We start from the raw sequence: 25507 nt of genomic DNA, 5'->3' as shown, positions 1-25507 counted from the left end.
GCACCGTCTACACTCCAGCTCATGAAACGCTACCTGCGGTTTTGCCTAATTTTCCTGATTAGCTTGGCGCTTCCCCTCAGCGGGATGGCGGGTGTTCAGACATCGATTGAACCATGCCCGATGAAAACCATGGGCATGGCGATGATGGATGGTATGGGGCAAGACTGCTGCCACGACATGAAAAGTCCCACCGAGCATGGCAAACCTTGTAAGCCCGGTCAGGAATGCAAAACTGGCGGCATGTTGCAAGTATCGATCATCAAGCCTCCTATCACCCTGTCCAGTCCTCTCATTCTATCATTCTCCAGCCATTTCCCGCTCGTACAAACCTCTTCAGGGGTATGGCGACCCCCACGTACTTGATTCCTGTACCACACTGAGCCTCATTCCGCGTTAGCGGGATGGCATATCTGCGCGCATGTCTTATGAAGCGCGCGGTGGATCATCACAGGAATCGTGAACATGAACTCCAAGTGCTGTTGCACAGGTTGGTCCTTCCTGGCCGGCCTGGCGGCAAGCGTACTTGCATTGCCGAGCTTCGCTAGCGCATTGACATTCGATGAAGCGCTGCGTCTGGCCGAAAACAATGCACCATCGTTGACCGCACAAGACGCCAAAATTCAAGCAGCCACTAGCGCGGCCATTCCCGCCGGCGAACTACCCGATCCCAAGCTACTGCTGGGCGTGCAGAACTACCCCATTGGTGGACCCGACAGATGGAGCATCGACCAGGACTTCATGACCATGCAAGTGGTCGGGATTAGGCAGGAGATGCCCAACAGCGACAAGCGCAAAGCACGTATCGAGGTCGCGGATGCGGCTGTTGATCGAGCGTCAGCCGAGCGTCGAGTGGCGCGTCTGAACGTCCGACAGTCCACGGCATTAGCCTGGATCAGAAGCTACTCGGTTGAGCGTAAAGATGCGTTGTTCCAGGACTTCTACAAAGAAAACCGTCTTCTGACCGATACCGTCAGAGCTCAGATTGCGGGTGGCCGAGCCCAACCCGCCGATGCGGTGACACCTAAACAGGAAGCTGCTCAACTGGCTGAGCAGCAGGATGATTTAGTTCGTCAACGTGCACAGGCCCGGGCCGCCCTCAAGCGCTGGATTGGCCCTGCCGCCGATGACAAACCGGTAGGCGGTTTGCCTGATTGGCCTATTGAGACCTCAGGTTACTCCCATAAGCTGCAACATCACCCCGAATTAGCGGCTTTTGTGCCGATGACCCGTGAAGCACAAGCCAAGATCCGTGAAGCTGAGGCGGAAAAGCAGTCTGACTGGAGCTGGGAATTCGATTATCAGCACCGAGGCCAACAATTCGGTGACATGGTCAGCGTGCAGTTTTCATGGGATCTCCCGCTGTTCCCTAACTCTCGGCAAAACCCCAAGATTGCGGCCAAGCACGCCGAACTAAACCAGCTTGAGGCTGAGCGCGAAGCCCTGTCACGCGAGCATACCCAGCAACTGGAGGATGAGTTGGCTGACTACGAGCGCCTCAATCGTGCAGTCAGCCGTAATCAGGAAAGCTTGTTGCCGTTGGCTAAAGAAAAGGTCGAACTCACGATGGCCAGCTACCGCTCCGGCAAGGGTGATTTGAACTCGGTTGTTGCCGCCCGACGCGAACTCATCGAAGCCCGTCTCAAGCAGGTTGACGTTGAAGAGCAACGTGCCCTGACCAGCGCTCGCCTGTATTTCTCTTACGGGGAGTCCGCTCAATGATTTTTAAATTATGGAAAGGGACTTTAATCATCGGCATCTCGATTGCCTTGGGTGTTGCCGGGGGTTACTGGTTAGCCCAACCGCGAATGAGCGGAGTAGCTGGTGTCGTACCGGATCATGAACCCAAAGCCTCTGCCGATCGAAAAGTTCTGTATTGGTATGATCCCATGTACCCACAACAGAAATTCGATAAACCGGGTAAGTCACCCTTCATGGACATGCAGATGATCCCTCAATACGCAGATACCAAGGGGGACAGCGCTGCCATTCGAATTGATCCAAGCCTGACTCAGAACCTTGGTGTGCGACTGGCTAGTGTCAGTCGAGGCGTATTTGCCTCGACACTGAACGTGGTAGGTGTGCTGGCCTTCAACGAACGGGACGTTGCAGTCATTCAGGCCCGTACAGCGGGTTTTGTCGAGCGTGTGTATGCCCACGCACCTGGTGATGTGCTGAAAGCGAATGCCGCCTTGGCAGATATCTTGGTGCCGGAGTGGGCAGCTGCTCAGGAGGAATTTCTCGCCCTCAAGCGTAGTGGCGATGCTGGCTTGCTGACAGCGGCCCGGCAGCGACTGCGGCTAACCGGAATGCCACTTACGTTAATTGCTCAAGTTGAGCGCACTGGCAAAGTTCAATCGAACCTGACGCTGACCAGCCCTATTGGTGGTGTGCTTCAAGAGCTGAGTGTGCGTGAAGGTATGACGGTGGCCGCAGGCGAGACGTTGGCTCGTGTTAATGGTTTGAGCAGTGTCTGGCTGGCCGTGGCTGTACCAGAGGCGGAAGCTGGGTCAATCGTAGTAGGGCAAGCAGCTGAAGCGCGTTTATCCGCATTCCCTGGAGTTGTGCTCAAGGGCGTCGTCAGTGCGATTCTTCCGGAAACCAGTTCGGACAGTCGCACACTTCGCGTTCGAGTTGAGTTACCCAATCCAGATGGCCGACTCAGACCAGGTTTGACCGCACAGGTAAGCCTCAATCGTTCAACGGAGCAAAGTGTTCTGTGGGTGCCGAGCGAGGCCGTCATTCGTACCGGTCGACGTGCGTTGGTCATGCTCTCTGAAGACGCTGGTCGATATCGCCCGGTGGAGGTGCAGCTAGGCCAGGATAACGATGGCAAGACGGCGATATTGAAAGGCTTGGAAGAGGGGCAGAAAGTGGTGACCTCTGGCCAGTTCCTGCTCGACTCGGAGGCCAGTCTCAAGGGCGTTGTCGCAAGCTCATTGGACGTTTCGCCATCTACTATGCCCGTTGGCGCTTTGCATGAGGCCGATGGTCAGATCGTTGAGATCAACGACAAAGAAGTCACGCTCGCCCACGGTCCCTTCAAGACATTGGGTATGCCAGGCATGACGATGACTTTCCCTCTCGCCACTCCTGCTCTGATGAAGGGCCTAAAAACGGGCGACAAGGTTCGGATCGCTGTTAGCCAGACGGACGATGGTCTGCGTGTTGAACGTCTGGAACGCTCTGGGGGCCAGCCATGATTGCGGCCCTTATTCGCTGGTCGGTGGCCAACCGCTTTCTTGTGTTGCTGGCGACGCTGTTCGTCACGGCATGGGGGATCTGGGCGGTTCAAAGTACGCCCATCGATGCATTGCCAGACCTGTCGGATGTTCAGGTAATTATCCGTACACCTTACCCAGGCCAAGCCCCACAGATCGTCGAAAACCAGGTGACCTATCCACTGGCAACCACCATGCTCTCGGTACCTGGGGCCAAGACTGTGCGCGGTTACTCCTTCTTTGGCGACAGCTTCGTTTATGTGCTGTTCGAAGACGGAACTGACTTGTACTGGGCCCGCTCGCGGGTGTTGGAATACCTGAGCCAGATACAAAGCCGCCTACCAGCCAGTGCTAAGCCAGCCTTAGGACCTGATGCCACTGGCGTTGGCTGGATTTTCCAGTACGCGTTGGTTGATCGCAGCGGTGGGCACGATCTGGCGCAACTGCGAGCCCTACAGGACTGGTTTCTCAAATTCGAGCTCAAGACGCTGCCGAACGTTGCGGAAGTTGCCACCGTAGGTGGCATGGTCAAACAGTATCAGGTCCAGCTCGATCCGCTAAAGTTGGCGAACTTGGGTATCACGCAGTCTGAGGTGACCGAGGCGATCGGCAAAGCCAATCAGGAAACCGGTGGAGCCGTGCTGGAAATGGCGGAGACAGAGTTCATCGTACGAGCTTCCGGCTACCTAAAGACGCTCAATGACTTTCGCGCCATCCCGCTCAAACTGGGCGCGGGCAGTGTGCCGGTCACGTTGGGCGATGTTGCCACGATTCAGTTAGGGCCTGAGATGCGTCGAGGCATTACCGAACTCGACGGTGAAGGTGAGACCGTCGGCGGCGTGGTGATTCTGCGCAGCGGGAAGAATGCTCGTGAAACCATTGCGGCGGTCAAAACCAAACTCGACGAGCTGAAAAGCAGTCTGCCGGCGGGGGTTGAAATCGTCACCACCTACGACCGCAGCAAGTTGATTGATCGTGCCGTGGAAAACCTCAGCCACAAGCTGATCGAAGAGTTCATCGTCGTCGCGTTGGTCTGCGGAATCTTTCTCTGGCACCTGCGTTCATCTCTGGTGGCAATCATTTCCCTGCCGGTTGGGGTGCTGATCGCCTTCATCGTGATGCGCTATCAGGGTATCAACGCCAACATCATGTCCCTTGGCGGGATTGCCATCGCCATCGGCGCTATGGTCGACGCTGCCGTGGTGATGATTGAAAATGCCCACAAGAAGGTCGAGGCTTGGCACGTGGCCAATCCTGGGGAGGAACTGAAAGGTGAACGTCATTGGCACGTGATGACTGAAGCGGCTGCCGAGGTAGGACCTGCATTGTTCTTCTGTCTGCTGATCATCACCCTGTCGTTCATTCCGGTGTTCACGCTGGAGGCTCAGGAAGGACGTCTATTCGGTCCATTGGCGTTCACCAAAACCTACGCTATGGCCGCAGCGGCTGGACTGTCGGTAACTCTCGTACCGGTGTTGATGGGGTATTGGATTCGTGGACGAATTCCCAATGAGCAGCAGAATCCGCTAAATCGCTGGTTGATCCGGATCTACGAACCCGCTCTGGACGCCGTATTACATCGACCTAAAATAACGCTGCTGGTTGCGTTGCTAGTCTTTGTCAGCGCGTTGTGGCCGATCTCTCGTCTGGGTGGTGAGTTTCTTCCCCCGCTGGACGAAGGGGACCTGCTCTATATGCCATCAGCTCTGCCTGGATTATCGGCGCAGAAGGCCGCGCAACTGCTTCAACAGACTGACCGTCTGATAAAGACAGTTCCAGAGGTCGAACACGTTTTCGGCAAAGCCGGCCGCGCTGAAACCGCGACTGACCCAGCACCTTTGGAAATGTTCGAAACCACCATCCAATTCAAACCACACGAACAGTGGCGCCCAGGCATGACCCAGGAAAAGCTCGTTGAGGAGCTAGACCAAGCGGTGCGTGTCCCAGGATTGACCAACATCTGGATACCGCCGATTCGTAACCGCATCGACATGCTGGCCACTGGCATAAAAAGCCCTATTGGTGTGAAGGTTGCCGGTACCAACCTGACGGAGATCGATGCCGTCACCCAAGCCATCGAACGTGTTGCCAAGGATGTCTCAGGTGTGAGTTCAGCGTTGGCCGAACGACTGACCGGTGGCCGCTATATTGATGTGGATATCGATCGTAAAGCTGCGGCCCGCTATGGGTTAAATATTGCCGATGTGCAATCGATCGTGGCCGGCGCAATCGGCGGTGAAAACGTCGGGGAGACGATTGAAGGGTTGGCTCGTTTCCCAATTAACGTACGTTACCCTCGTGAGTGGCGGGATTCACTCGGCGCTCTGGAGCAGTTACCTATCTATACCCCTCTAGGCAGCCAGATCACTCTTGGCACCGTTGCGAAGATCAAGGTCAGCGATGGTCCGCCGATGCTTAAGAGTGAGAACGCCCGACCTTCAGGCTGGGTGTATATCGACGTGCGGGGACGGGATATTGCTTCGGTAGTCGCCGATCTACGACGGGTCGTCAGCGAGCAGGTTAAGTTGCAGCCTGGTATGAGCCTGAGCTACGCAGGACAGTTCGAATTTCTCGAAAGGGCCAACGCACGACTCAAGCTGGTGGTGCCTGCCACGCTGTTGATCATCTTCGTGCTGCTTTATTTAACCTTTGCTCGCTTCGATGAGGCCTTGCTGATCATGGCCACTCTGCCATTCGCACTGACTGGTGGGGTATGGTTTCTCTATCTATTGGGATTCAACCTGTCGGTCGCCACTGGTGTCGGCTTTATCGCTTTGGCCGGTGTTTCTGCCGAATTTGGCGTAGTTATGCTGCTTTATCTGAAGAACGCCTGGGCTGAGCGTGAAGACCTCGGCGATAGGACCGAGCACGGGCTGATGGCCGCGATTCGTGAAGGCGCTGTCCAGCGCGTTCGGCCCAAAGCCATGACTGTGGCTGTCATCATTGCTGGCTTGTTACCCATTTTGCTGGGCAGCGGGACCGGCAGCGAGGTGATGAGCCGAATTGCGGCACCCATGGTTGGAGGCATGATTACCGCGCCCTTGCTGTCGCTGTTTGTCATTCCGGCAGCCTATCGACTGATGCGTCGCCGGCACCTCTCAGTTGAGCCCATCAATCCTCAAGAAAAAGTCGTATGAAACTGACCCTGATTGCAGTTGCAAACACCGTATTTGCGCTGTCTCTTTCGGCCCACGCGTAGGACATGCCGGGCATGAAAATGTATGAATGGAATGCAAGCTCATTTAATGACAATGGCTAAGTGATTTAACGTTCGACTTTTGCAGAGCGTCGCAGCTCTTTTTTTGAGCCAGCCAATCACGAGCTGATAATAACAATACCCCGTCAGCTGGTCCCTCAAGCTTTACGGAGCTGCCAGTCGTGTTGTCTTTAATTATCACAGTAGGAGTTGCCGTAATGCCCGCTTTGAGGGCCTCCTCGACCTGTTGGCCAACATGCCGGGCGATCACTTTGTCGGTAGCTGCACAGGACAATAAGTCCTGGTAAGTAACATCAACGACGTTCAGATGCCCATTGAAACCCTCACCGTTGCTACGGGTCCGGTCAAAAATCTGGTCAATGGCTTGCCAGAAGGCAGGTGCGCCACCAAGCGCCCCCGCACATTCAGCGAGCTTGGCTTCGTGTAATGCGGTCGGACCGTGCACATCCAGTGGCAGATGATGCCACTGCAGGTTTACATCCTTCTGCTGCTGTATCCAGGTTTTCAACGCAGGTGTGTACGTCTTGCAGTAGGGGCACTCCAGATCCGCGAACTCAGTCACAGTCCAGCGTGCTTTGGAAGGACCAAACAACCACGGGCCTGTGTTGTGCGGGGATGGTATCTCACTTCGAGTGAGGGCTAAGCAGGCCATCGATGTGCCTGCCAAAACGCACCCCAGCATCAACCAATATTTGCGAAGGCCTATCATGCCCGAGCCTCTGCTGGCTTCGATGAAAGCAGCGCTTGTTTACGAAGGGCCTCAAGAAGAGCGTTCTCAGCATTCTCGGGTTGTGGGTGCTGTAGCAGCCAATTGGCTAACACCGCGTGAAGTTGGGACTCGATGTCACGACGATCCACCGCACGAACCAAAACCTGTTGCAGTTGCTCTATCAAAACGGGGGCACACACCTCAAGGGTTTGAAGGGCGTCTTCACCCGGTTGTTCAAGCAGCTGGGTCAGACTTTCTATAAGGTTCTGGGTCAGGGAATTCAATGCTCTCATGCTTGGCGCTCCAAGGCCGTGACTTGCTCGGGGAAAGTAATGATGTGAGGTTCGATACCGCGATAGCGGTCAAGCGTTGCAGCAACTTCAATGGCCGCATCCAGCTCGCTGCAGCCTTTGGCTTGCATGATGTCGAAGCGTTGCTTTTTCTCTTCCGGCTCGGTCATGGCCAGGGCCAGATACAAACTCGGTGGTACCGCCCGGAATAACATTTCCATGCTTTTGGACAACACGACGCCCTCGGTGAATTTGCCGCTTTCTTTACGCGCTGACAGCATCATCGACTTCTGTGCAGGAGTCAGTTCACGAAACCGCGCGATCTTCTCCACCTCATCAGGCGGCATGTTTAAGCACATCCACCACTCGATCATGTTGAGCAGGGCTGAGGCCTCTGGCGGCACGTCGTCAACGTTCTGGGTGGCCATCCAGAACCAGGCGCCGAGCTTTCGCCACATTTTGGTAATCTTGACGGAGTAGGGGGATAGGAGTGGGACCTTCAACTGGATGTGGCCTTCGTCGGTGAAGCAGATCAGCGGACGGCCTTTAAACTGGTCACGCTCGGCAATGTTGTTGACCGTGTTGAGCAGGGAAATATAAGCGATGGCCATCTGTGCGCTATAGCCTTCTCGCGCATAGGTGGCAAGGTCGACAATGGTAATGTCCGCTTCTGGCCATGGGGTGCCAGGACGGTTGAACATGTCGCCTTCGGTGCCCATACAGAACATGGACAAGGCTTCCGCCATCTCCAAGAATCGTGAGCTTCGGGCGTCTGGAATACCGGGCTCGAGTCCCATTTCTCGCAGCGCTTCACGGATATCTTCCGGCAGAACGATACGTTGCTCCGTCACGCATTTTTTCGCTGCATTCAGTATGCATTGGCGGATGGCGCTACGGTCGGCACGAGTAAGACGGGCATCCTCTTTTTCTTCACCACCGGTGATCATCAGCCTGGCCGCAATTTCCATCTCGCCCAGGATGTCGCGTTGTTCATCCTCGGTCTGGCTAGTCAGATGTTCGTCCGACGCCTCAAGATCATCAGCTTGGATAATCTTCACGTTTTGGCTGGGTTCGATGAGCTTCACGGCATCAGCGAATGGCGCGAGGCTGACACCCGATCCAGGTGCAAGTCGAACCCGGTTTACCGTCAAACCCAACTTTTTGGCGAAATCACCGAGTAAGCCGAAGCTGTTGCCAGCCTCCACAATGAATAGACGTGGCCGATAGATGGCGATGATTTGGCTAAGGATGTTTGTCGCGCTGGCCGATTTACCTGAACCCGTAGGCCCGAAAATGAACAAATGCGCGTTCATCTGCCGGTCCAGCTTGTTCAGCGGGTCGAAGGTTATCGGCGCTCCCCCACGGTTAAACAGGGTAATACCCGGGTGCCCGGTTCCGGTCGACCTACCCCAGACGGGGGCCAGGTTCGCAATGTGTTGGGCGAACATCAGTTGTGCGTACCACTCCAGTGCTTTGCGCGCATTGGGGTCGAAGTTGCCGGGTAGCCATCTAAGGTAGGAGTTCAGCGGTGCCACTTCATCCCGAGGTTCCACCGGCTCCATGCCCGCACCCAGCAATGCGCTGCTGAGTTGCAAACTGCGTTCGTGCAGCTGGGCATCATCTTTACCCCGCAGGTAAAACGCTACGCTACCTCTGTACAGCTTGTGCTTGCGCCCGAGCAACTGACGGGCGGTGGCGACGTCTTCGCGTGTCAGGATCGAGGCCTGAGTGTCTCCAACTGCCTTGCGTGAAAGCTGTTCCAGATGCCCTTCGAGAATGTCCTGCGGGGTGATCACGAGAGTGATACAGAGAATGGTGTCCTCTGGCATTTTGTCGAACAGTGCGTTGAGCGCATCACCGCCCTTTCGGGTTTCACCGGTTAAGTGCCCGGTCTTGGGAGCATCCCTCAAGCGGTCAAGCATCACCACCTGATGGGGAAGGCCGTCGAAATACCACAGACCTTTCTCTATATCTGACAGTGGTTCGCGATAAAACAGGTTTTGCGAGAAGTCAGTGCCGCTGGCGAGCGGCAGCTCGCCCTCTGCAGCACCAGGTGCTTGCTTGCACACCAATTCGTAGAAGCGGCGAATATCTGCATCGGCAGGGCCAAGATGATCGGGACGTGGATTGAACCAATGAATCAGCCAATGGCGAATGGCGTGGCCATCCATGCGATGGGTTTTAATGCCGGCGTTCGCCAAGCCGCCCACCAAGCGATCGCAGATGATTTTCAGGTAAGGACCTGGTGCCTGGCCTCGCACATCCGCTTGCGCGCCTTGGGTACGGCGGTAGACAACAACACGGACGCGGCGCTGTTGGCCCCTCCAGGGCAGTTGGCTGACCTTGGTGTCTTCAAACAGCCCGCCTGGTTTGGAGATGGATTCCAGGTGTTGCTTCATCAGCTTCAAATAAAGCTCGGTGAATGCACTGCCTTGTGCGCGTGGTTGAACGTAGTCATGCAGTTGCTGAAGGTAATCGTCCCAGCTGGTTTCGTCCTGGGCATAGAGCTGAACCACCCAGGGTGAGGTTTCAAGCTCGTCGAAGGAGTCCTGGAGGGCGTTTTCCAGGGCGTCGCGGGCCTTGCGTAACCATTCGGGATCCCGACCTTCAGTACCAATCGGTGTCAGCTCAAAAAAGGCAGCACGAGACACGCCGTCTTCCAATAGCATGGCTTTTTCTGCAGGCAGGTAATCTACCCACGGCAGTAGGTCTACGAAGGAGGGGTTGACGTGGTATAGACGGTCAGCATCAGCGGTTGTGGCTGGCTTTTTCTTTGGGTTACGCCAATCGCTCGGCGAGGGAATACCCATGGCAGCAAGGCGTTCGTAGTAACGCTCTGTAGCAGCCTCAAACGTCTCGGTTGCTGGTCCCTGCACATCGTCAGATAACGGCGAACCTGGTGTTACGCCAGGTTCCACACGCTCTGTCGCCCGTCGCGTTTTGAATCGTTCAAAAAAACCCATCAATATGCCTCCGTGCGTTCGCCAGGCATGGCGTATTGCACCCGCTGATACAGCGGAAACACCGTGGTGTAGCCTGGGATCGGTGCCGGGTCTGAACCCGCTAAATGAGGAAAGACGTACATCACCAGGTCGGGATTGGGTAGGCGTTTAAATTGGCTGTAGATCTCGTTTTGTGCGGTACGTGTGAACATGGTGTTGTCTGTTTCCCTCGTCTCCAGAGGCCGACGAAGATCTTGGCGTGCATCGAGCAATTGGCGGCTGCTCGAGCTGCTTGAGCCGCTGGAGCCTTGATCCCAAACGTCCATCATTGTGCGGTCCCCATGGGGGAGCAATTCGTCTTTGTTGGTGGAACAGGCCGAGGCGAGTAGGGCGATGGCCAGGTATGCACCTAGTTTTAAGCCATGATTAGTCAAGCGCAGTCGAAACATGACGGGCTCCTGAGCGATAGTTGACCTTGCGGCCATTGAGTTCGTAATCGATGGTCAGTTGCTGGTCCAGGTGCACAGCTATCTTTGCCCCGGGTTGTACATACACCGCTGCGAAGGCTTGCCCGTAGAGTTTGTTGACCCAGCTGGAGACGTCATTGACGCCCTGGCCAATAATTTTGCCCATGGCTTCACTGCCCGAGCCGCCGACAGAACCGATGGTCCCGGACTGAGGGTTTATAAAAGAGCCGCTGTTTCCATCTGACTTGATGAGGGAGGCAGCACCTGCGCCGGCGGCGGTAATCAGTACCTGCGAGCCAATGTATTGCGAGGCGTTGCTTTTGCGGTCGCCACTGATACAAGGAATGCCATAGGCATCGCTTATCCAGCCCAGGCCACCCTGAATGGTGGTTTGGTTGCCATTGTTCTGATTGTTACTATTTTGACTGCTATTCGTTTCTTCCTGAGGTTGTGGCAGCGTGCGCACAGTGCCGTCATTGAAGACGAACGTCAGGCTTTTGATCTGACCGCGTACGCAAGACAGGGTCCAATCGCCGGAAGCCGTTCCGCTGGCCACCGCGCCGGCGACGTCGGGCAAGTCGATGCCGTTGGCCGTGAGATTGTCCGGCCCGATCAATACCTTGAACGGGTAGGGGTCGTTGACAGTGCCGTCAATGGGCACCCGGCCGATCAGCGCGGACATGGCCACCGAACCCATCAATGTCGAGTTCTGCGGCAAGGTGTAGACCTTGCGCACCTGTTTGCGGGCCTCCTGTGGCGAGATTTCATTCGCAACACTTTGAGCGCCCGTGCGCAGTGCATTTTGTCCTCGGTCCACGGACTCGCCAAAAGAGGTCGGGAAGTTGAAGCCGCTTGCCGTTTGATTTGTCCCTGCAGCGATGGGCTTGCCGTTGACATCGACCGGCGTTGCGTCCTGCGGCTCTATCCAAACAACGTCCGCGCCAGGTCCGCCTTTGAAGCCTTGACCGTCACCTGGCTGAACGCCGAAGCCGATCGGCAAATCAGATCCAGACTCATTGCCACTGCCCGATTTGCTGCTCAGGGTATTGTACTGCTGCTGCAGTGTGTCCAAGAGGGTTTGGCTCTGTTGTTGCGCCTCCTGCTTCATCGTTTGCTGAACGTTCTGCAGTTTGTTATCGACGTTGAGGTCGATGTTCTGCAGGCGTTTTTGCAGCTCGATGTTCTGTTGCTTTAGTTCGTCATTGTTCTTCAAAGCATTGGAGACTTGGTCCTTGAGTTGTCTGCTTTCCACGACAATGGTGCGCAATGTGTCGCTGGGTGTATCTCCGTCAACCCCAAGCTTTTTAGCCTCCTTCGTACTAAGTACAACCGTTTCCGGCGCATGAACCTGTTGGTCGGCACTTTCGCGATTGAATAATTTGACCACTACGTATATCGCCAGGATCGCGAACGGTATGACCAGGTATTTAACAAGTGGATTACTCTTCACGACGGCCTCCCTTCGGATCGATCTGGCTGATGGCGGCCGGCAATAACGATTCGGCTAGACCATGACCACGGGTCACCAAGTAGACCGTCGAGGTGTCGCTGGAATCACCTTTGGCGCCAAGGTAGGGATGCTGAAAAGTCGCGGTGACAAAGTCACCCATCAGGTCACGCGGATCCAATGTGAGGTTTTGGGCGCTTGTGTTACGTAGCTTCACCGCCGTGACCCAATACTCGTCTAACCGCCACGACCCCAACGCAGAGGCTTCGACCGGCAATATCGGCATTAGGGTGGTGAGGTCCAAACCGCGCTTCAGATTGATCTGAGCAATCCCCTCCACGGGCTCAACGGTGCGTAGGGGCGCGTAAAGCATCTGTGCGGCATAGCGCGTCATGACCACCGGAAGAGGGGTCTCACGACGCGGTTTCGGCGCGTCCTCATCCTCCTCGGCTTGAGCGCTGGCTTGGGCCGTGGAAGAAGTTGAATGGTTGCTTGTAGGTTTGGCGTTGACTTGGCCGTAACGCGGGGCGGGACTGTCCCCGGCTACAATTTTAGCCGGCTCGGATGCGACCTGATTTGGTTTCCCTACCGTTGCGATGATATCCACGAGCATGATCTCACCGGAGTTCATGTTCTGCAGCTGTAAGCGAGTCGGTTCAATCGGCTCTTTCGCCAACAGGTAGAGGGCACCACCGGTGCTCTGCACGCGCAGTTTGTCGACGAGGTTACGAGGCAGACCCACCCGTACGTTTTGGTCCACAAAGACAATACGCTCCTGACCCACGATCAAGGGCAGTGCTATAGGGATACGATCCCAGCGCAGGATTTCGACGGCGTTGGCCAACCCGCAGAAGTGAAGGGCTACGAGCCCGATGATCAGTAGGCGGCGTGTCATCATTTGCCTCCTGCTCTGGTCGTTTCTGCGGAGACTTCGATGCGTTGTGGATTACTGCTATAACAGTCCCAGGCCAAGCCGAATGGGTTTTTTTCGGGATCGACGTCGAATCGGATAATTCTTAACGGATAGCGAGCAAATGCCCGCTTTACGCGCTCCCCGCCGTAGTGCTCGTCAGCGGTGATGTCCAGGTTGACGGTCCAGTCATTGATGCTGTGCTGTTCAATATGTTGCTCAGACTTATCGTCGATGCCTCTGCCTGGAATTTCAAATACACCCCGCTCACGTTTGCGCAGTTCCCCGCTATTGCGGCGTAGCTCGAAATCTTTCTGCAAGTAGGCTTTGCAGCTGGGAGTCAGGTAGCTTTCCAAGCGGGTAATGTTGTCCTCGTAGTCGGTTTCACCGTCAACGGGCCAACGGTTCATCTGCTGAAAAATGTACAGACCGAAGGCGTATACCGACTCCGGTGGAATATCCCACCACTTACGGGTGCTACCTGAACGTAGATCTGGAGGTACATGAACAGTTAGGTCACGCGGTGCGCTCTGCCAGCCATAAGCCATGTACAGACCCAGGGCAATGAGAAAACCAATGACCATGCGCAGGCTGTTAATGTGGGCCAGTTGGGCGTCTACTTTTTTACGGTAAGTCATTGAACCTCCGTTCGATGACAGGTCCACGCACCTGTACGAGTAATCAGCAGGGCTTTATTCCAGGTAGGAAAGAACCGCGCGATGTTCAATTGCATCTGGCGGTATAGCCATGTATCAGGTCGGCCGCGTTTCCACCGACGCAAGAAACGACTGGCAAGAAACAGCCCTAGGACAGCACAGAGCATGGCGGCGCCGATGATAAGTGCCCAAATCTGGGTCAATATCGCGGCCGGAATACCGATAACCAGCCCTGCGCCGGTGCTCAACGCCAAGGTGGCCCACATTTCGTCAGCGGTAAGGCCGCCCATGATGACTGGCTGATTGTTCAATCGCACAGGGAGGAAAATCAGGGTCCCATCGTCTGAGAGTTCTGTCATGGCCACGGCTCTTTTAAAGAATATTTGAAGCCTTGGTGACCAGAAAAATGGCGACACCGAGGATGGCGACGCCAACGGCGGCTGTCGCCCCCAGATCTCCCCATTTTTTCTTGCCAAGTTGAATTTCGTGGTAGGTGCCGAAGGCATGCCAAGCAACGCCACTGAAAATGACTGCGCAGATGATGAGGCCAAGCAAAGTAAAACCGTCAAAGGCGTAGTTCTGCATGGTTTGCATCAGGTTAGAGCCTTCCCCCCGGGTAGGAGGCTGAGACTGCGGAAGAGCCGCCATGGCCAGTTGGGGGAGAGCAAGCAACCCGATCAGCATGCGGCCCGGTTTTAAGAATGAAGTCATGGTGTATCTCCCATAGGGTCAACTAAGAACAAATGTGGTGAGGATCATGCAAAGCAGTAGGATGCGGACGAGCGAGGTCGAGGCAATCGTTCGATCAAGGTTGCCAGTGGCCCATCCTCGGTAGCAGCTCCAGATAGCCCAGGCGCCCCACATAAAGATGATGGCTACAGCGACGCCGACGAAAAACAGGTAGCTCGTCGAGGCAGGAAATCCTCCTGCCGCTTGAAACGCAGCAGCCTGAGCGCCGCTCATGCTCATGGCTTGCGTCCTTCGGTCGTGTATTGGCCTGACAGCTCAACAGGATCACGAGGCTGGGCTCGGGTTGGGGTTAGATAGCCCTCCAACCCATGACGAATTCGAGCGATATCACCTGCTAGACGCTGGTAATCGAAGAAGTAACGCTTGCCAGGTTCGTCGGCCACTTGAGCGCTACGACGTGCGGTGTCCTCTAAGGCATTCAACTGGCGGATCATCACGTCCAGGTTGGCCTGTTCGGAGGCTGAAGCAGCGGTCGCATGAGAGACAGGCAGGCCGCATCCAAAAAGTGCGATGAGGCCTGGCAAGGCAAGTCGGCAAGTGAGTGCAGTGAGACGCGGGTACTGGATCACGGCTGGGCTCTAGTCATTCCTGATGCCGTCAGCTTGCCGTGATCAAGCTATGGTCGCCGCAAGAAAACCATATTCAGGACTGTAAGGATTTCTTCTGACGGTACTGACACCATCAATCACAGTGGATAGGGCGTTTGAAGAACAGCAGATACCCGATGGGCAAGGCGAATCCGTAAGCCCAGCCTTGGGCGTTTTGATTGCCAACCTTGACTTCTCCTTTGACCACGGGCTGCACGCTGACCAGCTCCCAGCCTTCGCTGCCTAATTGAGCAAGGCGGTTTTGACGTTCAGAATCTTCCAGAAAACCCTGGGTGTCGGGTTCAGTGGTGGGCTCTTCGGACTTGAACATGAAGAGCTTTTTGGTTCTGACAACGTACTGAAAGGGAGAGAACTCAGTGTGGTATTCAAATTTCTGACGGCCCATGGCGACGTCCTCAATGTGCAGAGCTACCAGGGTTTCAATAATAAGCGCGTGCCAGCAATCTGAAATAGTTTGTTGCTAAGCGCGTGATTTCTGAGGTTGGAGTGCAGAGGTCCGAGCATCGACATAGCGCTGCATGATAGAAAGCACCATTGAGTTCAACGCTAGGATCTTCATCCCTCGCGTCACCGCCACGTACAGCAAATTCAACTCGTCATCTTTACGACCTTGATCGATATCGGGTGAAAGCGGATCAGCGCTAAAGTCGTCATACAGGCTGACAAAGTCCCACTCCAGCCCCTTGGCCTTGTGCCCAGTCGTGAGTGTCACGGTGGCGTCGAGCTCGTTATCTACAGAGCGGGAACGTAGGGTTTGGATCCGCTGGGGCAGGTCCGGATAGGCTGTAATGATCTTGATCGATCGCAACATCTCCGTATCCTGGCTTACCTCGGCTATTTCCACGTACTGTGAAAAGTCCCGGTAATCTCTCAACAGCCTGCGGTTCTGCACCTCATGGTTACGGTTGCGGCTGAATAGGTATAAATCTTCCAGATCGCGTAGCGAGTAGCTGTCGATACCGCCGACCCAGAAAATCTTGGGGTTGCTTGCGACCAGCTGCAGGGCGTTCTCGATGACGCCGGTCACGGTACGATGGATAAACGTGCGATGCGGTAGCTCTTCAGGCAGAGCCCGTTTAACCAGGGTATTGCAACCTAACCCCTGCAGCTTTCGTGTCTCACCCTTGTAAAAAAGAATGATGTTGGCCACATGCGCGACGGCAGGGCCGAAGCGAAAGCTTTGGGTCAGGTAGTGACGTTCGGCGTCGGCCATCCAGTCGCTGTTGAGCGCATCTTCTGCGCCGCGGAAGCGATAGATCTGCTGGTGGGGATCGCCGACTGCCACCTTGCGGACCCGTTGTATTTTTACTATGTCGGCAATAACTGGGTTCACGTCTTGACCTTCGTCGAGCAGAATGGCGTTAAATCGTTCGCTCAGGTCGGGCTTGCTTAGCTGATACAGCTTCAAGTAAGCGTCATGGGTGATCGACATTGCTGTGTCCTGCAGATCGATCATCCGGTTCCAGATGGTTTTAGCCACGTTTAAAGCATTGTTCAGGAAACGTTCCTGGGCACTTGTGAGCATTCGTTGCCCCTGGAATCTGGGAAAATGCACACGGCCCAACTCGTCATCGGCGCTGGCCATGAAGTTGTTAAGCGTGCTGAGGACATCCCGCACGAGCTCCCAGTCCTGGGTGTTGATGGCCCTTGCGATGTCCGTCAGGCGTAAGTTATTGGTCTGCTTGGTGGCGTACTGACTGCCATAGACTGCATATGCGAGGCCATGCGCCGTCTTACACACCACGTTTCTGCGTGGAAAGCGGCCCCTGGCAGCGAGCTCGACGGATTTGTTGTAGCAGAGGTAGAGCATTTTCACCGAGGCGTGTTGTGTGGCGTAGCCCACCAGTGTGGTGGTTTTGCCGGTACCGGCAAAAGCCTGAACCAGTAGCTTGTCAGCCGTGGAATGGATGATGGGCTGCTGTTCTTGTGTCCACTGCATGGGCAGCTCCTAAAGGTATTTTTTGAAGCTTGAAACGGTGATGTAAACGGACACACCCAACAGCACGGCGCAGGGCAACAGAATCAAAAGGGGGCTGATGCTGATGGGGATGGCCAGGTAGACCGTCCAGGGCACGATGGTCAGCGGAATGATCGTCCCCCGGGCTTTGTGATACAGGTAACTTGACTCGCGGCCGGAGCCGAATTTTCGTAGATCACGCCGCACCAGGCCATCGACCAAGCCAGTGAACGCCGCCAGTGCGAACAGCGGAATCGTCAACGTCAGAATGACCATTCGCACACAGAAGGTCAGGACTGTGTATAACGCGGCTAAGCCATAGTCCTGGAATTTGATCATCGCCCGACCGAGTTCGTAGCGAAGGTTCAAGGTTCCCGTTTGTTGTGGTGATGTTGAGCGAGCGTACTGTGTCAGTGCATTTATATTGTCCTGCATGCCGGTTTTCACCATCAGCCAGTCATAGACCGTTTGTGCCAGCCAGGTTGCCGTACGCCCCGGTTCTTTGATGACAACGCTGTGCAGCAGATCCTGGGACAGCCAGCCCAGTTCATGTTGGAACATCTGCTGAGCATGTTTCCAGCCGGCATCCGGCCAGAACGTGTACATGCAAAGCCATTCAACGACGATGGCGCCGAGCAAGGAGCCGAACATCACCCCCAAGAAATGAAAAGGGGTAGAGAACAGCATGCCCAGGAAGTTTTTTTGACCTTCCTGCTGTTGCTGGGCTTTTTCCGCGATATCGGCCATGGCTCTGTTCCTTCAAGCCTATGCGGCTTTTCCGTTATTGGCCATCTGGCGGAAGTCGTCTACCAAGTCATCAGGAAGCGACTCACTTAGTGCGTCATATCCCGGTGCTTGCCACCAGTCGCTGCTGGTTCCGGATCCTTTACGCATGCCCTCAACCAAGGCCTGAAGATCCTTGGGCATCACTTCATCGGGATCGCTTGCCGGCAACGGCATACGAATCTTCCACAAATTCCCGCCCTCTATCAGGGCAAAGCATTGCCCCTTGGGTAGGGCAACCACATGCGCCGGTTCGATCATCGGTACGCTGACACTTTGGATCTGATCGTGAGTGTTAGAGGTGAAAGCGGTGTTGCCGTTAATAGCGTCGTTTGCACTGCTTGCTGGTGTACTGGTAAACACCTGGACCTTTGGCAACTGGTTGGTCAGCAGCTCGGCGGTTGCAGTCTCACGTACACGTAACATGAACAGGTTGTTGAAGTTACCGATGACTTGGCCAGCTTTAGCCCGGTTACCGATTTTTGCCTCAATATCGCTCATGGTTTGGGTATAGGCCGTGACCTGCATGCCGGCACCACCGCCTTTGTTGATCATCGGTATGAATTCATCGCCCATCAGTTCGTTGAATTCGTCCGCATGTACGTTAATTGCTACCTTGCCGCCGGTGGCCCCGGGCAAGCCATCATCGATGCCAAACTTATAGATGTGACCCGCAACTGACACCAGGTCGCTGAACATCGAGTTGCCCACCGCTGCAGCTACCTCTGTATCAGATAAAGCGTCCAGGCCGACATAGACCACTGCCCGTTTGCGGATGATCTGCATCCAGTCAAAGATTGGTCGTGGGTCCTCAAGATCCATGTAGTCGGGAGATAGCAGCTCTGCAATCCGGCCTGTGGTCAGTTTTTCCAGCAATGGCAGAAGGCTGGCCACGATCTTGTCGAAATAGGTTTTGTCATAGCGTACGGCTGATCGCAGACCCTCCATCACTGGGTCGGAGATGCGTTGCTGAGTGAGGTACATGTCCAGGGCCACCACGCGTAGCGGTCGATCCTTCATGGCGAAACTGAGGTTCTTACGATCGATCTTTCCTTCCAGCTCAACGATGGTTTGCCAGGCTTTGGGATCATTTTCAGCAAAGTGCTTCTGCGCATACTCAATAAACAGCGCGTCAATGTTTGTCACATGCTTGAGGATCTGTTCATAGTCCGGCCGACGTCCCAGTGCCACGAGGGCGCGCGCGATGATGTTGACGAAACGCCAGGCGAATTCCCGGAATGCCGCGGAATTGCCTTCCCCCGAAAGTTGGCCGGCAATGCGGGTGGCAACCTCCGAGATCCGACCAAACCGGCCGACGGCGTTGTAGCGAGCGGAGTGATCGGGCCAGCCTAGGTGGAACACGTAGAATTCCTCCAGTCGGTTTGCGCGCTTGCATTCGATGTACATGCGCTTCAGGAGGTCTGCGTCGCCTTTAGGATCGAAGACAATCACCACTTCGCGGTCCAGGTCCATTTCTACATTGCGCTGGCTTCGATGAACGGGTTGCACGCGGCGCCCCATATGAACGCGGCGCCGGGGGCTACGGCGGGTACGCCTGATGTCTTGGGTGATAAACAACTCTGCCAAGCGGGTTTTTCCAACACGAGTAGTCCCCAATACAAGGGAGTGTCCAACCCGCTCACCCAGTGGCAGGCTGACATCCGCTTCGTTCGGCTCTATACCGTGTAAGCGCGGTAGCCCCCCGACTGGAGGAAGTGGACGCGCCGGGTTAAATGGCACATCCCACGAGGTAGCCTTTGACAGCAATTTGAGTGGAAAGGGTGCGAACTCCAGACGCTCCTCAATTCTGCGAGCAAAGGTATAGATAGACGTGGGCTCGACATACTCGGCGTACTTTGGGAGGTAAGTCTCCATCAACCGCTGAGTATGTTTTTGGGTCCAGCGAAAGCCTTTACCGATGAATAGCCGCTCATTGCTGACCGGCATGTCTTTGCTGGTCATGGTGTAGTGGGGTAGGCGCCGAATATTGCGCCGGTAACGCAGCACTACCAACGCTTGTTTGAGGCGGACGAACCCTAGACCCAGAAAGCCTGTACCGGCAACCATGCCGAATAAAGGCGTCAGAGCAACCGCCCAGGGCGCGAAAATACAGAGCAACGCCGCAGCGGCACATACGCAAACTGTGTACAGCTCAACAGCAGGGCGTAGTAACGACTCAATGGTGTAGGAGGTGGTCATGGATCACTTCCTATGAGTGAAAGGGGACAATGGCCCCACTGTTTCGAAATGGAAAACGACTGGCTTGCCTGTCTCAGCGATCAGCCCATAGGACTTGGCCAGGCGGTATATGGGGTGGTAGCTGTTAAGGGAGTTGACGTGTCCAGCAATGCGCTCTCGCCAGACTTCTAGTGGCATCGCTGCCTTGCTCAAATTACACGGCACGCACGCGGGCATCATGTTGCTGATGGCGTGGTTCTCTGGCCGCCCCAAAATGATGGCACCGGAGTACTTGCCGTCCACCCTCTCTGGTTCTCGCCATACTGCTTCCATGTGGTCCGCATGCCACCGGTCACCCAACAGCACACCGCAGTATGCGCAATGGCCCGCGAATTTAGCGTGAAGCTCGCAGCGTTGCTTCTTGGTCAGCTTCATGGGGCCGGGATCCTCCTTTCATGCGTGATGATGAATTGGCCAACTCTTGCCTCGCTTGCTCAACTGCCTCGGGCAGTCGTTCTTTTAGCCGCTGACATAGCTCCACCTCGTCACCAGGTACGCGGGCGATGACGGTGCCGCCATAGAGCTTGGCGACATAGGTGACCTGTTCAAAAAGCAGTTGGCCTGCTCGTGGGTCATCTGGTTGCTTGATGACCAAGGTGATGTGCGTAAGAGAGGCCATACCCTGGTTACTGCTGGATCGTTGTGGCAGTGATCAACAGCGGGTAATGCTGGACTCCCAAGCGCTGTGCCAGATCATTTGATGGAGCCGGGACCAACTGTAGATTTCCTGCCCATCGTTGGATTTCGGCAAACCGCTCGGCGCTGGCCACGTTAACCACAAGGCCCACTGCCTGCAGTTGCTGTAACTGATCGCGGCGCTGTGATAACCACTTTCTGGAGCTTTCATCGTCGCCTACAAGAAACAATGGTTGCAGGCCAGGTGCATTGATTACCCGGCCCTGTACCTGCCCGGGTGTCAGTTGGTCAGAGCGCACTGGAAACGAGCCTTGCCCACGCACACCAATATTCTCTGACTGTGCTGACTGCTCAGTAGGTTCTGGAGCCAAGTACTGGTAGTAGGGCAGAGCGGAAACACCCCCTCGGTCTTCAACAACAATCAGCGAGGTGGCATGCACTGCCATGGGGGAGGCCAAAGACAGCAAAACAGGCAGATGCAGCAATCTATTCATGGATTATTCGCCATCAGGTTGATACCGGTGACCCGGCTGAGGTGTTTGGCAAAAGCTCGTCGGTATCGGGCAGCGGGTTCGCCTCCGGCAGGGCGGTGGTACCGACCAGCAGCGGTGATCCAGTCGCCTCCTTTGGCTTTTTGCTCAGCCAGGATCTGGGCCGTAACCGAGAGGTTTTTGTACGGATCCAGCCCTTCGCAGGGATAGCTATAACGGTGGCCGTTGGCACCGATGTTGGTTTGTCCAAGCCCGACGTCGACTCTATTTGGGCCTGCGGTCTGAAGGGCGATCATCAACGCTCTGCAAGCATCGCTGCGTGTCGCAAAGCGATATCCGGCGCCGGCGACATTCAACGTCCAGGGCCAGGGGACGATCTGGCCGCGAAGTCGGGTGCCACTCTCTTGCAGTGCAACGGAGTACAGCACCTCGGACGGAACGCCGGCAGGCAGGGCAATCAACTGATAGGCCGGTGGCGGAACCTCGGCACCGTTAGCAAATGCCGCGGTGAGCAGTAGCCCCCCCGTTAAAGCCGCGCGAATTACAGACGCTGCCATTGTCCATTCACCTCGCGTACCACGGCCGGCAGCTCACCGCCGAGTCCAAGGCCAAGCCATCGACCGGCATCGTGATTCAATGTGATCTGTCGGCTTCTCACGCTGGCCGGTTCGACTCCAGCCAAGATGGCCCAGCGGCGAATTATTTCGTCATCACCTTGACTACCAACGAAGTACAGATCAAAGGACTGTTTCTGGTTTTGTAAGTCTTTGACGCGGTCAATACATGCGTTGCAACTGTCTTGAACAAAAACGGCTAGTCGTCCAGTGCCTTTCACAGCAGTTAACGCTCCCGAGCCAGGAGCAGATGCAGGGTTGGACGATAGTTGGATGACTTTTTCATTGGGGTAAAGACGTGCGAAGGCTTGGTCATAGGCCCTTTGGTACGCCAGTTCCTTATCGATACGCTGTCGCTCGGCTCGCACCTGCAGCTCTGCATAGCGTCGCCGCTCCTCCTCCGACTTCGCTTCGATGCCAAGTGCTGTCAGAGGATCCAGGCCTGGCGAATAGATTCCGCGAGGACCCTCCATCACAGTTTGAAAACGGGACCATTCTTGGGGGGTCAATCCCCACTCGCGGGCGAGTTCTGTCTGACTTGCTCCTTGAGAAGAGTTGTGAACTTCACTGTTCTGAGTGTTCGAGATCGACGTTGATTGCCCCGAAGCCGCATGACAGCCGTATGCAAACGCGAAGGTGGCCAAGCCTGCAATGAAACCCAAAATGTTCCTGGGCTTCATTGTTTTCGAGGAAGTGGTAGGGGAGTGCATAAAGGAGGTCCTATTGCGCGACGGTTACGGTTTGAGGTGTTCCGGCCACGTCAAAGCGTGCGGATCTTCCGTCCAGCGCGTTGAGTCGCCAGGCGGTGCCCGCCACAGCGTCACCAGGTCGGATAAGGTAAATTTGATTCAACTGCGTGCTGCCAGGCGGTGCTACGGACAAAAAGCGTTCACCGCCGCGATACTCGATACCGACAACGGTAAAAGGGGGTGTTTGCGGTGTGACAGTGGCGGTAGCGGGCGGTTTTGGCCGCTTTGGTTGGCGGGCAACGGGCTTAGGCTTGGGCTTGAGGGGCACAGCAGTGGTTTGTTTGATGCGTGACTGACTGAGTTCTTGAAGACGGCTATCGAGTGTTTCGACGCTGGCTTTGAGGACTAGCAATTCACCAGCAGACGCAGCATTTTGAGAGATTTCTTGCGCTGACTCCGTCGCTTGCTTTGCATACGCTTGTGCGGCATCAATTCGATTCGATAAAGCCTGCTGCCCGGCTCGGAAGTCCTCGTTGGTCACCAGGTGGTTGCCGGCTACCGTGCCCAGTCGCTCATCGACTTTGCCAAGCCGCGTCAACAACGCATCGAGCGACTCTTTGTCTGCAGTCGCAGCCAAGCTGGTGCGGAGTTGGGAGAGTTGATGATGCTCATAACACAGAATGCCTGCCAATAATGCAAGGCACAGACTGAGTATCGCTGTGGTTCGAGTAGGGCGTGGTAGGTTCATGGGCGTCCTCGCGCAAAAGCGAATACACCCTCTCAAACCAGTCTCTTAGGTGCATCAGGAAATAGGTTTTCCAGGACGCATGGTTTTTGAAGTGTCGAGTTGGCCGCTGGTAAATTGGGATCGTTATAAAAAAATGGCCACCCGAAGGTGGCCGTCAAACTATGAAGCAATGAGCTGCCTTGCAAGTGTCATTTCAACTGAATCACCATCTTGGTTCAGCGAGTCGAGACCAGAATCTGGCACATCTCCCGACGTGCTTTGAATCACGGCGATTTTCTTGGCCATCAACTGCAGGCAAGTAATCTGAGAGCTGCCGGCATAGCCAAAAAAACACCCTCACTGGCTGCTTTTGCCCAATCCGCCATCACCGTCGAAATGCCTGTTGCAAGGTGTTGGGTAAAGCCATATACCGTAGCCCCACTGCGCGGAGTAAAGTCTTAAAAACCCGTGATAATGATCTGCGGAGTCAGAATAAAGTGGGTAACCGTCCGGCCAGGTCATCTACCCAGCTCTGCAAAGCGAAGACATGGTGTGCATTTAAATTAAGTGGACACCAATTCTATGGGAAATTGCAACCCATTTGACCAGCCATTTGCATTCGACTTGACCAGTCGTTTGCATCGGAAGTGACCAGGCATTTGCATTGGACTTGACCACTCGCCTAGCGAGTCATTTGAAAGGCTAAAGCAGCGGTACTGGTGGCACTGTCTGTGGCGCGCCATCGATGATGCACATCCATCCCCAAGTTCTCAGTGCCGACGTCTTCTTAAACTCCTCGACCAGCTCGGCCGCAATTTCCCCTATGTCCGTCCGCAACTCGAACTGAGGGCGCATTGCGTGCAAAACGTCAATTCCCATGTCCCCGGCAAGCAGCTTGCACATCAGCTTATTACGAAGCTTCCAAGGTAGGGCTTTTCCGCGCCTTTCCGGATGCTGGTAAACCATGGTGTTCAAATGCGCCGACGCGTGGATGTAGTCAGCGCTGCTCATCCAGATATGCAGATGGGCAGGCACTCCAAGGGGTAGGACGTTGAACACGAGCCAATCGATTAGGCCAACGGCAACACCGCGCGCTTGAAGCTCCATTGCCAGCATCAGAAGTACTTTGTGCAAGGTGCCTGCTGCCTTGATAGCAACGGTTTTTCGACCTAGGAGATCTGCTTCGACCACTATCGCGATCAACGCAGCGAGGGCATCCAAGCTTGCCCTGCGTTCGAGTTTTTCGAGTAGAACTTGAGTGATTGGTTCGCGCTGAACACTGTCCCAAATCATGTTGCTGGTGCTGCGATAAAGCACCAGTTGGACATCGGTATTTAACGCACGGAAGTAGCTGTCGAAGCTGATTTTCTGTTGCCGGGAGATCAGCTTCATCAAAGTCCATATGGGATGATTCAGGTCGCGGGACGATCCAGGTGCTAGCAGTTCCACCCTACTCAAGGTCTTGGCCTTGGGGGAGATCATTTTCTGTTCGTACCTAGACCACTTGCTTCGGTAATGCCGGATCGTGCCATTCGTATTTCTTCGAAATGACTCTTTTTCGAAATACAGCTCAAGGGCATAGGCAGTTTTGAGGCCTGTCCGCTGCCTCAGTCCTTCGAACCAGTAGCCCACTGCGAGCATTTCCACTGTGTTGCTTCGGGGGCGGCTATTTTCCGGAATTTGTTCGCGCAAGCTGCCTGCGAACTCCGAATAAATGTTTGCAATTCTCTTAAAATCAGACACTTAAAAATCCCCGAACGATCTTTGTACCGTAAAAAATGTAGAAGTCTTACGGCTGGAGCGCAAGGGGGCGGTTTATTACTATCAACTGTGACCAAACCGGACATTAAGTGCGATGCGCGAGCCCCTTGAAATCCAATTTCTGTCATTCGAATTAGAGCTCGACCTCAAACAGCGATATGGCCTGATGGTGGGTGGCAGCGCGCTGTGGAGAGAGTTGGGTTACACATCGTACGACGCGTTTCGTAAAGCTAAACAGCGAGGGACAATTGAGGTGCCGCTATTTGAAGTGCCTAATCGTCGGGGGTTCTTTGCTCTGTCCAAAGAGGTCGCTTGGTGGATTGCTACGCAGCGCTGCGCACGGCAGCAGGCCGTATGAACTAAGCATATGAGGAGTATCACAATGAGATCAGGATAG

At 55.1% G+C, this 25507-nt stretch carries 27 protein-coding genes and 1 pseudogene; 5 read left to right on the top strand and 23 right to left on the bottom strand.

The genetic code is table 11. The annotated features are described in order from the left end of the window. Positions 1 to 21 precede the first annotated feature (21 nt). The 4 genes from ACWHXD_RS24570 to ACWHXD_RS24555 all read left to right on the top strand — a co-directional run bounded on the left by ACWHXD_RS24570 (position 22) and on the right by ACWHXD_RS24555 (position 6355). Positions 22 to 363, top strand: a complete 342-nt coding sequence (locus ACWHXD_RS24570; RefSeq protein ID WP_073844967.1) for a hypothetical protein — start codon at positions 22 to 24, stop codon at positions 361 to 363. Positions 364 to 462: 99 nt separating this feature from the next. Next, positions 463 to 1719, top strand: coding sequence for a TolC family protein (locus tag ACWHXD_RS24565; RefSeq protein WP_008437421.1), 1257 nt, complete (start codon positions 463 to 465; stop codon positions 1717 to 1719). Then, positions 1716 to 3200 (top strand): efflux RND transporter periplasmic adaptor subunit, encoded by a 1485-nt coding sequence (locus ACWHXD_RS24560; protein ID WP_008437420.1) that lies wholly within the window; start codon positions 1716 to 1718, stop codon positions 3198 to 3200. The genes ACWHXD_RS24565 and ACWHXD_RS24560 overlap by 4 nt, the downstream gene beginning before the upstream one ends. Next, positions 3197 to 6355 carry an efflux RND transporter permease subunit gene (locus ACWHXD_RS24555; RefSeq protein WP_499084765.1) on the top strand — a complete coding sequence of 1053 codons (3159 nt, stop codon included), beginning with the start codon at positions 3197 to 3199 and terminating at the stop codon, positions 6353 to 6355. The genes ACWHXD_RS24560 and ACWHXD_RS24555 overlap by 4 nt, the downstream gene beginning before the upstream one ends. A 105-nt stretch (positions 6356 to 6460) precedes the next feature. Here ACWHXD_RS24555 and ACWHXD_RS24550 read toward each other — a convergent pair whose 3' ends face one another. The 23 genes and pseudogenes from ACWHXD_RS24550 to ACWHXD_RS24440 form a co-directional block, all read right to left on the bottom strand. Then, positions 6461 to 7144 carry a DsbA family protein gene (locus ACWHXD_RS24550; protein WP_008437415.1) on the bottom strand — a complete coding sequence of 228 codons (684 nt, stop codon included), beginning with the start codon at positions 7142 to 7144 and terminating at the stop codon, positions 6461 to 6463. Next, on the bottom strand, positions 7141 to 7437 hold the full coding sequence (locus tag ACWHXD_RS24545; protein WP_008437414.1) for a hypothetical protein: 297 nt from the start codon (positions 7435 to 7437) through the stop codon (positions 7141 to 7143). The genes ACWHXD_RS24550 and ACWHXD_RS24545 overlap by 4 nt, the downstream gene beginning before the upstream one ends. Further along, positions 7434 to 10397 (bottom strand): conjugative transfer ATPase, encoded by a 2964-nt coding sequence (locus tag ACWHXD_RS24540; protein ID WP_024073351.1) that lies wholly within the window; start codon positions 10395 to 10397, stop codon positions 7434 to 7436. The genes ACWHXD_RS24545 and ACWHXD_RS24540 overlap by 4 nt, the downstream gene beginning before the upstream one ends. After that, positions 10397 to 10825, bottom strand: a complete 429-nt coding sequence (locus tag ACWHXD_RS24535; RefSeq protein WP_008437412.1) for a TIGR03751 family conjugal transfer lipoprotein — start codon at positions 10823 to 10825, stop codon at positions 10397 to 10399. The genes ACWHXD_RS24540 and ACWHXD_RS24535 overlap by 1 nt, the downstream gene beginning before the upstream one ends. Then, entirely contained in the window at positions 10803 to 12293 is a 1491-nt protein-coding gene (locus ACWHXD_RS24530) for a TIGR03752 family integrating conjugative element protein (RefSeq protein ID WP_024073352.1), read from the bottom strand. The genes ACWHXD_RS24535 and ACWHXD_RS24530 overlap by 23 nt, the downstream gene beginning before the upstream one ends. Next, positions 12283 to 13185 carry a TIGR03749 family integrating conjugative element protein gene (locus tag ACWHXD_RS24525; RefSeq protein ID WP_008437410.1) on the bottom strand — a complete coding sequence of 301 codons (903 nt, stop codon included), beginning with the start codon at positions 13183 to 13185 and terminating at the stop codon, positions 12283 to 12285. Before ACWHXD_RS24525 ends, ACWHXD_RS24530 begins: the two co-directional genes overlap by 11 nt. Next, positions 13185 to 13838: a PFL_4703 family integrating conjugative element protein gene (locus ACWHXD_RS24520; RefSeq protein ID WP_020302977.1), complete on the bottom strand. Its 654-nt coding sequence runs from the start codon at positions 13836 to 13838 to the stop codon at positions 13185 to 13187. Before ACWHXD_RS24520 ends, ACWHXD_RS24525 begins: the two co-directional genes overlap by 1 nt. Further along, positions 13835 to 14215 carry a TIGR03750 family conjugal transfer protein gene (locus tag ACWHXD_RS24515; protein WP_008437403.1) on the bottom strand — a complete coding sequence of 127 codons (381 nt, stop codon included), beginning with the start codon at positions 14213 to 14215 and terminating at the stop codon, positions 13835 to 13837. Before ACWHXD_RS24515 ends, ACWHXD_RS24520 begins: the two co-directional genes overlap by 4 nt. A gap of 13 nt (positions 14216 to 14228) precedes the next feature. Further along, positions 14229 to 14567 carry a TIGR03745 family integrating conjugative element membrane protein gene (locus ACWHXD_RS24510; RefSeq protein ID WP_008437401.1) on the bottom strand — a complete coding sequence of 113 codons (339 nt, stop codon included), beginning with the start codon at positions 14565 to 14567 and terminating at the stop codon, positions 14229 to 14231. Between the two features lie 18 nt (positions 14568 to 14585). Beyond that, the gene (locus tag ACWHXD_RS24505) at positions 14586 to 14825 is read right to left on the bottom strand and encodes a TIGR03758 family integrating conjugative element protein (RefSeq protein ID WP_008437400.1); all 240 of its coding nucleotides are present in this window, start codon (positions 14823 to 14825) and stop codon (positions 14586 to 14588) included. Further along, positions 14822 to 15130, bottom strand: a complete 309-nt coding sequence (locus ACWHXD_RS24500) for an integrative conjugative element protein, RAQPRD family (RefSeq protein ID WP_178110642.1) — start codon at positions 15128 to 15130, stop codon at positions 14822 to 14824. Before ACWHXD_RS24500 ends, ACWHXD_RS24505 begins: the two co-directional genes overlap by 4 nt. A 157-nt stretch (positions 15131 to 15287) precedes the next feature. Beyond that, a complete protein-coding gene (locus tag ACWHXD_RS24495; protein WP_008437393.1) occupies positions 15288 to 15599 on the bottom strand; it encodes a hypothetical protein in 312 nt (103 codons plus the stop codon). Between the two features lie 75 nt (positions 15600 to 15674). Beyond that, a complete protein-coding gene (locus tag ACWHXD_RS24490; RefSeq protein WP_008437391.1) occupies positions 15675 to 17153 on the bottom strand; it encodes a UvrD-helicase domain-containing protein in 1479 nt (492 codons plus the stop codon). Between the two features lie 9 nt (positions 17154 to 17162). Next, positions 17163 to 17918 carry a TIGR03747 family integrating conjugative element membrane protein gene (locus tag ACWHXD_RS24485; RefSeq protein ID WP_008437388.1) on the bottom strand — a complete coding sequence of 252 codons (756 nt, stop codon included), beginning with the start codon at positions 17916 to 17918 and terminating at the stop codon, positions 17163 to 17165. An 18-nt stretch (positions 17919 to 17936) separates the two neighbouring features. After that, on the bottom strand, positions 17937 to 20153 hold the full coding sequence (traD, locus tag ACWHXD_RS24480) for a type IV conjugative transfer system coupling protein TraD (protein WP_024073353.1): 2217 nt from the start codon (positions 20151 to 20153) through the stop codon (positions 17937 to 17939). A gap of 3 nt (positions 20154 to 20156) precedes the next feature. After that, entirely contained in the window at positions 20157 to 20567 is a 411-nt protein-coding gene (locus ACWHXD_RS24475; protein WP_008437384.1) for a hypothetical protein, read from the bottom strand. Next, positions 20527 to 20811: a hypothetical protein gene (locus ACWHXD_RS24470; RefSeq protein WP_024073354.1), complete on the bottom strand. Its 285-nt coding sequence runs from the start codon at positions 20809 to 20811 to the stop codon at positions 20527 to 20529. The genes ACWHXD_RS24475 and ACWHXD_RS24470 overlap by 41 nt, the downstream gene beginning before the upstream one ends. Before the next feature lie 7 nt (positions 20812 to 20818). Beyond that, positions 20819 to 21322, bottom strand: a complete 504-nt coding sequence (locus ACWHXD_RS24465) for an integrating conjugative element protein (protein ID WP_008437383.1) — start codon at positions 21320 to 21322, stop codon at positions 20819 to 20821. Further along, entirely contained in the window at positions 21319 to 21876 is a 558-nt protein-coding gene (locus ACWHXD_RS24460) for a lysozyme family protein (RefSeq protein ID WP_008437382.1), read from the bottom strand. Before ACWHXD_RS24460 ends, ACWHXD_RS24465 begins: the two co-directional genes overlap by 4 nt. Further along, positions 21861 to 22613 (bottom strand): TIGR03759 family integrating conjugative element protein, encoded by a 753-nt coding sequence (locus tag ACWHXD_RS24455; RefSeq protein ID WP_024073355.1) that lies wholly within the window; start codon positions 22611 to 22613, stop codon positions 21861 to 21863. Before ACWHXD_RS24455 ends, ACWHXD_RS24460 begins: the two co-directional genes overlap by 16 nt. A 40-nt stretch (positions 22614 to 22653) precedes the next feature. Beyond that, positions 22654 to 23370 carry a hypothetical protein gene (locus tag ACWHXD_RS24450; protein WP_024073356.1) on the bottom strand — a complete coding sequence of 239 codons (717 nt, stop codon included), beginning with the start codon at positions 23368 to 23370 and terminating at the stop codon, positions 22654 to 22656. Positions 23371 to 23529: 159 nt separating this feature from the next. Continuing rightward, positions 23530 to 23761, bottom strand: a pseudogene (locus tag ACWHXD_RS24445) (DEAD/DEAH box helicase); the annotation flags it as partial. Between the two features lie 290 nt (positions 23762 to 24051). Further along, entirely contained in the window at positions 24052 to 25092 is a 1041-nt protein-coding gene (locus tag ACWHXD_RS24440; protein ID WP_012723149.1) for a hypothetical protein, read from the bottom strand. Positions 25093 to 25204: 112 nt separating this feature from the next. Here ACWHXD_RS24440 and ACWHXD_RS24435 point away from each other — a divergent pair, with 112 nt between their 5' ends. After that, on the top strand, positions 25205 to 25468 hold the full coding sequence (locus ACWHXD_RS24435; protein ID WP_012723150.1) for a hypothetical protein: 264 nt from the start codon (positions 25205 to 25207) through the stop codon (positions 25466 to 25468). Positions 25469 to 25507: the final 39 nt, after the last annotated feature.

This window comes from Pseudomonas fjordensis (assembly GCF_976987115.1).
The sequence above is the reverse complement of the archived record's forward strand: the minus strand, read 5'-3'. Positions and strand labels throughout refer to the sequence as shown.

Coding starts and splice junctions, on each gene's coding strand:
- ACWHXD_RS24570 (WP_073844967.1), top strand. CDS start 22: ATGAAACGCTACCTGCGGTTTTGCCTAATTTTCCTGATTAGCTTGGCG.
- ACWHXD_RS24565 (WP_008437421.1), top strand. CDS start 463: ATGAACTCCAAGTGCTGTTGCACAGGTTGGTCCTTCCTGGCCGGCCTG.
- ACWHXD_RS24560 (WP_008437420.1), top strand. CDS start 1,716: ATGATTTTTAAATTATGGAAAGGGACTTTAATCATCGGCATCTCGATT.
- ACWHXD_RS24555 (WP_499084765.1), top strand. CDS start 3,197: ATGATTGCGGCCCTTATTCGCTGGTCGGTGGCCAACCGCTTTCTTGTG.
- ACWHXD_RS24550 (WP_008437415.1), bottom strand. CDS start 7,144: ATGATAGGCCTTCGCAAATATTGGTTGATGCTGGGGTGCGTTTTGGCA.
- ACWHXD_RS24545 (WP_008437414.1), bottom strand. CDS start 7,437: ATGAGAGCATTGAATTCCCTGACCCAGAACCTTATAGAAAGTCTGACC.
- ACWHXD_RS24540 (WP_024073351.1), bottom strand. CDS start 10,397: ATGGGTTTTTTTGAACGATTCAAAACGCGACGGGCGACAGAGCGTGTG.
- ACWHXD_RS24535 (WP_008437412.1), bottom strand. CDS start 10,825: ATGTTTCGACTGCGCTTGACTAATCATGGCTTAAAACTAGGTGCATAC.
- ACWHXD_RS24525 (WP_008437410.1), bottom strand. CDS start 13,185: ATGACACGCCGCCTACTGATCATCGGGCTCGTAGCCCTTCACTTCTGC.
- ACWHXD_RS24520 (WP_020302977.1), bottom strand. CDS start 13,838: ATGACTTACCGTAAAAAAGTAGACGCCCAACTGGCCCACATTAACAGC.
- ACWHXD_RS24515 (WP_008437403.1), bottom strand. CDS start 14,215: ATGACAGAACTCTCAGACGATGGGACCCTGATTTTCCTCCCTGTGCGA.
- ACWHXD_RS24510 (WP_008437401.1), bottom strand. CDS start 14,567: ATGACTTCATTCTTAAAACCGGGCCGCATGCTGATCGGGTTGCTTGCT.
- ACWHXD_RS24505 (WP_008437400.1), bottom strand. CDS start 14,825: ATGAGCATGAGCGGCGCTCAGGCTGCTGCGTTTCAAGCGGCAGGAGGA.
- ACWHXD_RS24495 (WP_008437393.1), bottom strand. CDS start 15,599: ATGGGCCGTCAGAAATTTGAATACCACACTGAGTTCTCTCCCTTTCAG.
- ACWHXD_RS24490 (WP_008437391.1), bottom strand. CDS start 17,153: ATGCAGTGGACACAAGAACAGCAGCCCATCATCCATTCCACGGCTGAC.
- ACWHXD_RS24485 (WP_008437388.1), bottom strand. CDS start 17,918: ATGGCCGATATCGCGGAAAAAGCCCAGCAACAGCAGGAAGGTCAAAAA.
- traD (WP_024073353.1), bottom strand. CDS start 20,153: ATGACCACCTCCTACACCATTGAGTCGTTACTACGCCCTGCTGTTGAG.
- ACWHXD_RS24475 (WP_008437384.1), bottom strand. CDS start 20,567: ATGAAGCTGACCAAGAAGCAACGCTGCGAGCTTCACGCTAAATTCGCG.
- ACWHXD_RS24470 (WP_024073354.1), bottom strand. CDS start 20,811: ATGGCCTCTCTTACGCACATCACCTTGGTCATCAAGCAACCAGATGAC.
- ACWHXD_RS24465 (WP_008437383.1), bottom strand. CDS start 21,322: ATGAATAGATTGCTGCATCTGCCTGTTTTGCTGTCTTTGGCCTCCCCC.
- ACWHXD_RS24460 (WP_008437382.1), bottom strand. CDS start 21,876: ATGGCAGCGTCTGTAATTCGCGCGGCTTTAACGGGGGGGCTACTGCTC.
- ACWHXD_RS24455 (WP_024073355.1), bottom strand. CDS start 22,613: ATGAAGCCCAGGAACATTTTGGGTTTCATTGCAGGCTTGGCCACCTTC.
- ACWHXD_RS24450 (WP_024073356.1), bottom strand. CDS start 23,370: ATGAACCTACCACGCCCTACTCGAACCACAGCGATACTCAGTCTGTGC.
- ACWHXD_RS24435 (WP_012723150.1), top strand. CDS start 25,205: ATGCGCGAGCCCCTTGAAATCCAATTTCTGTCATTCGAATTAGAGCTC.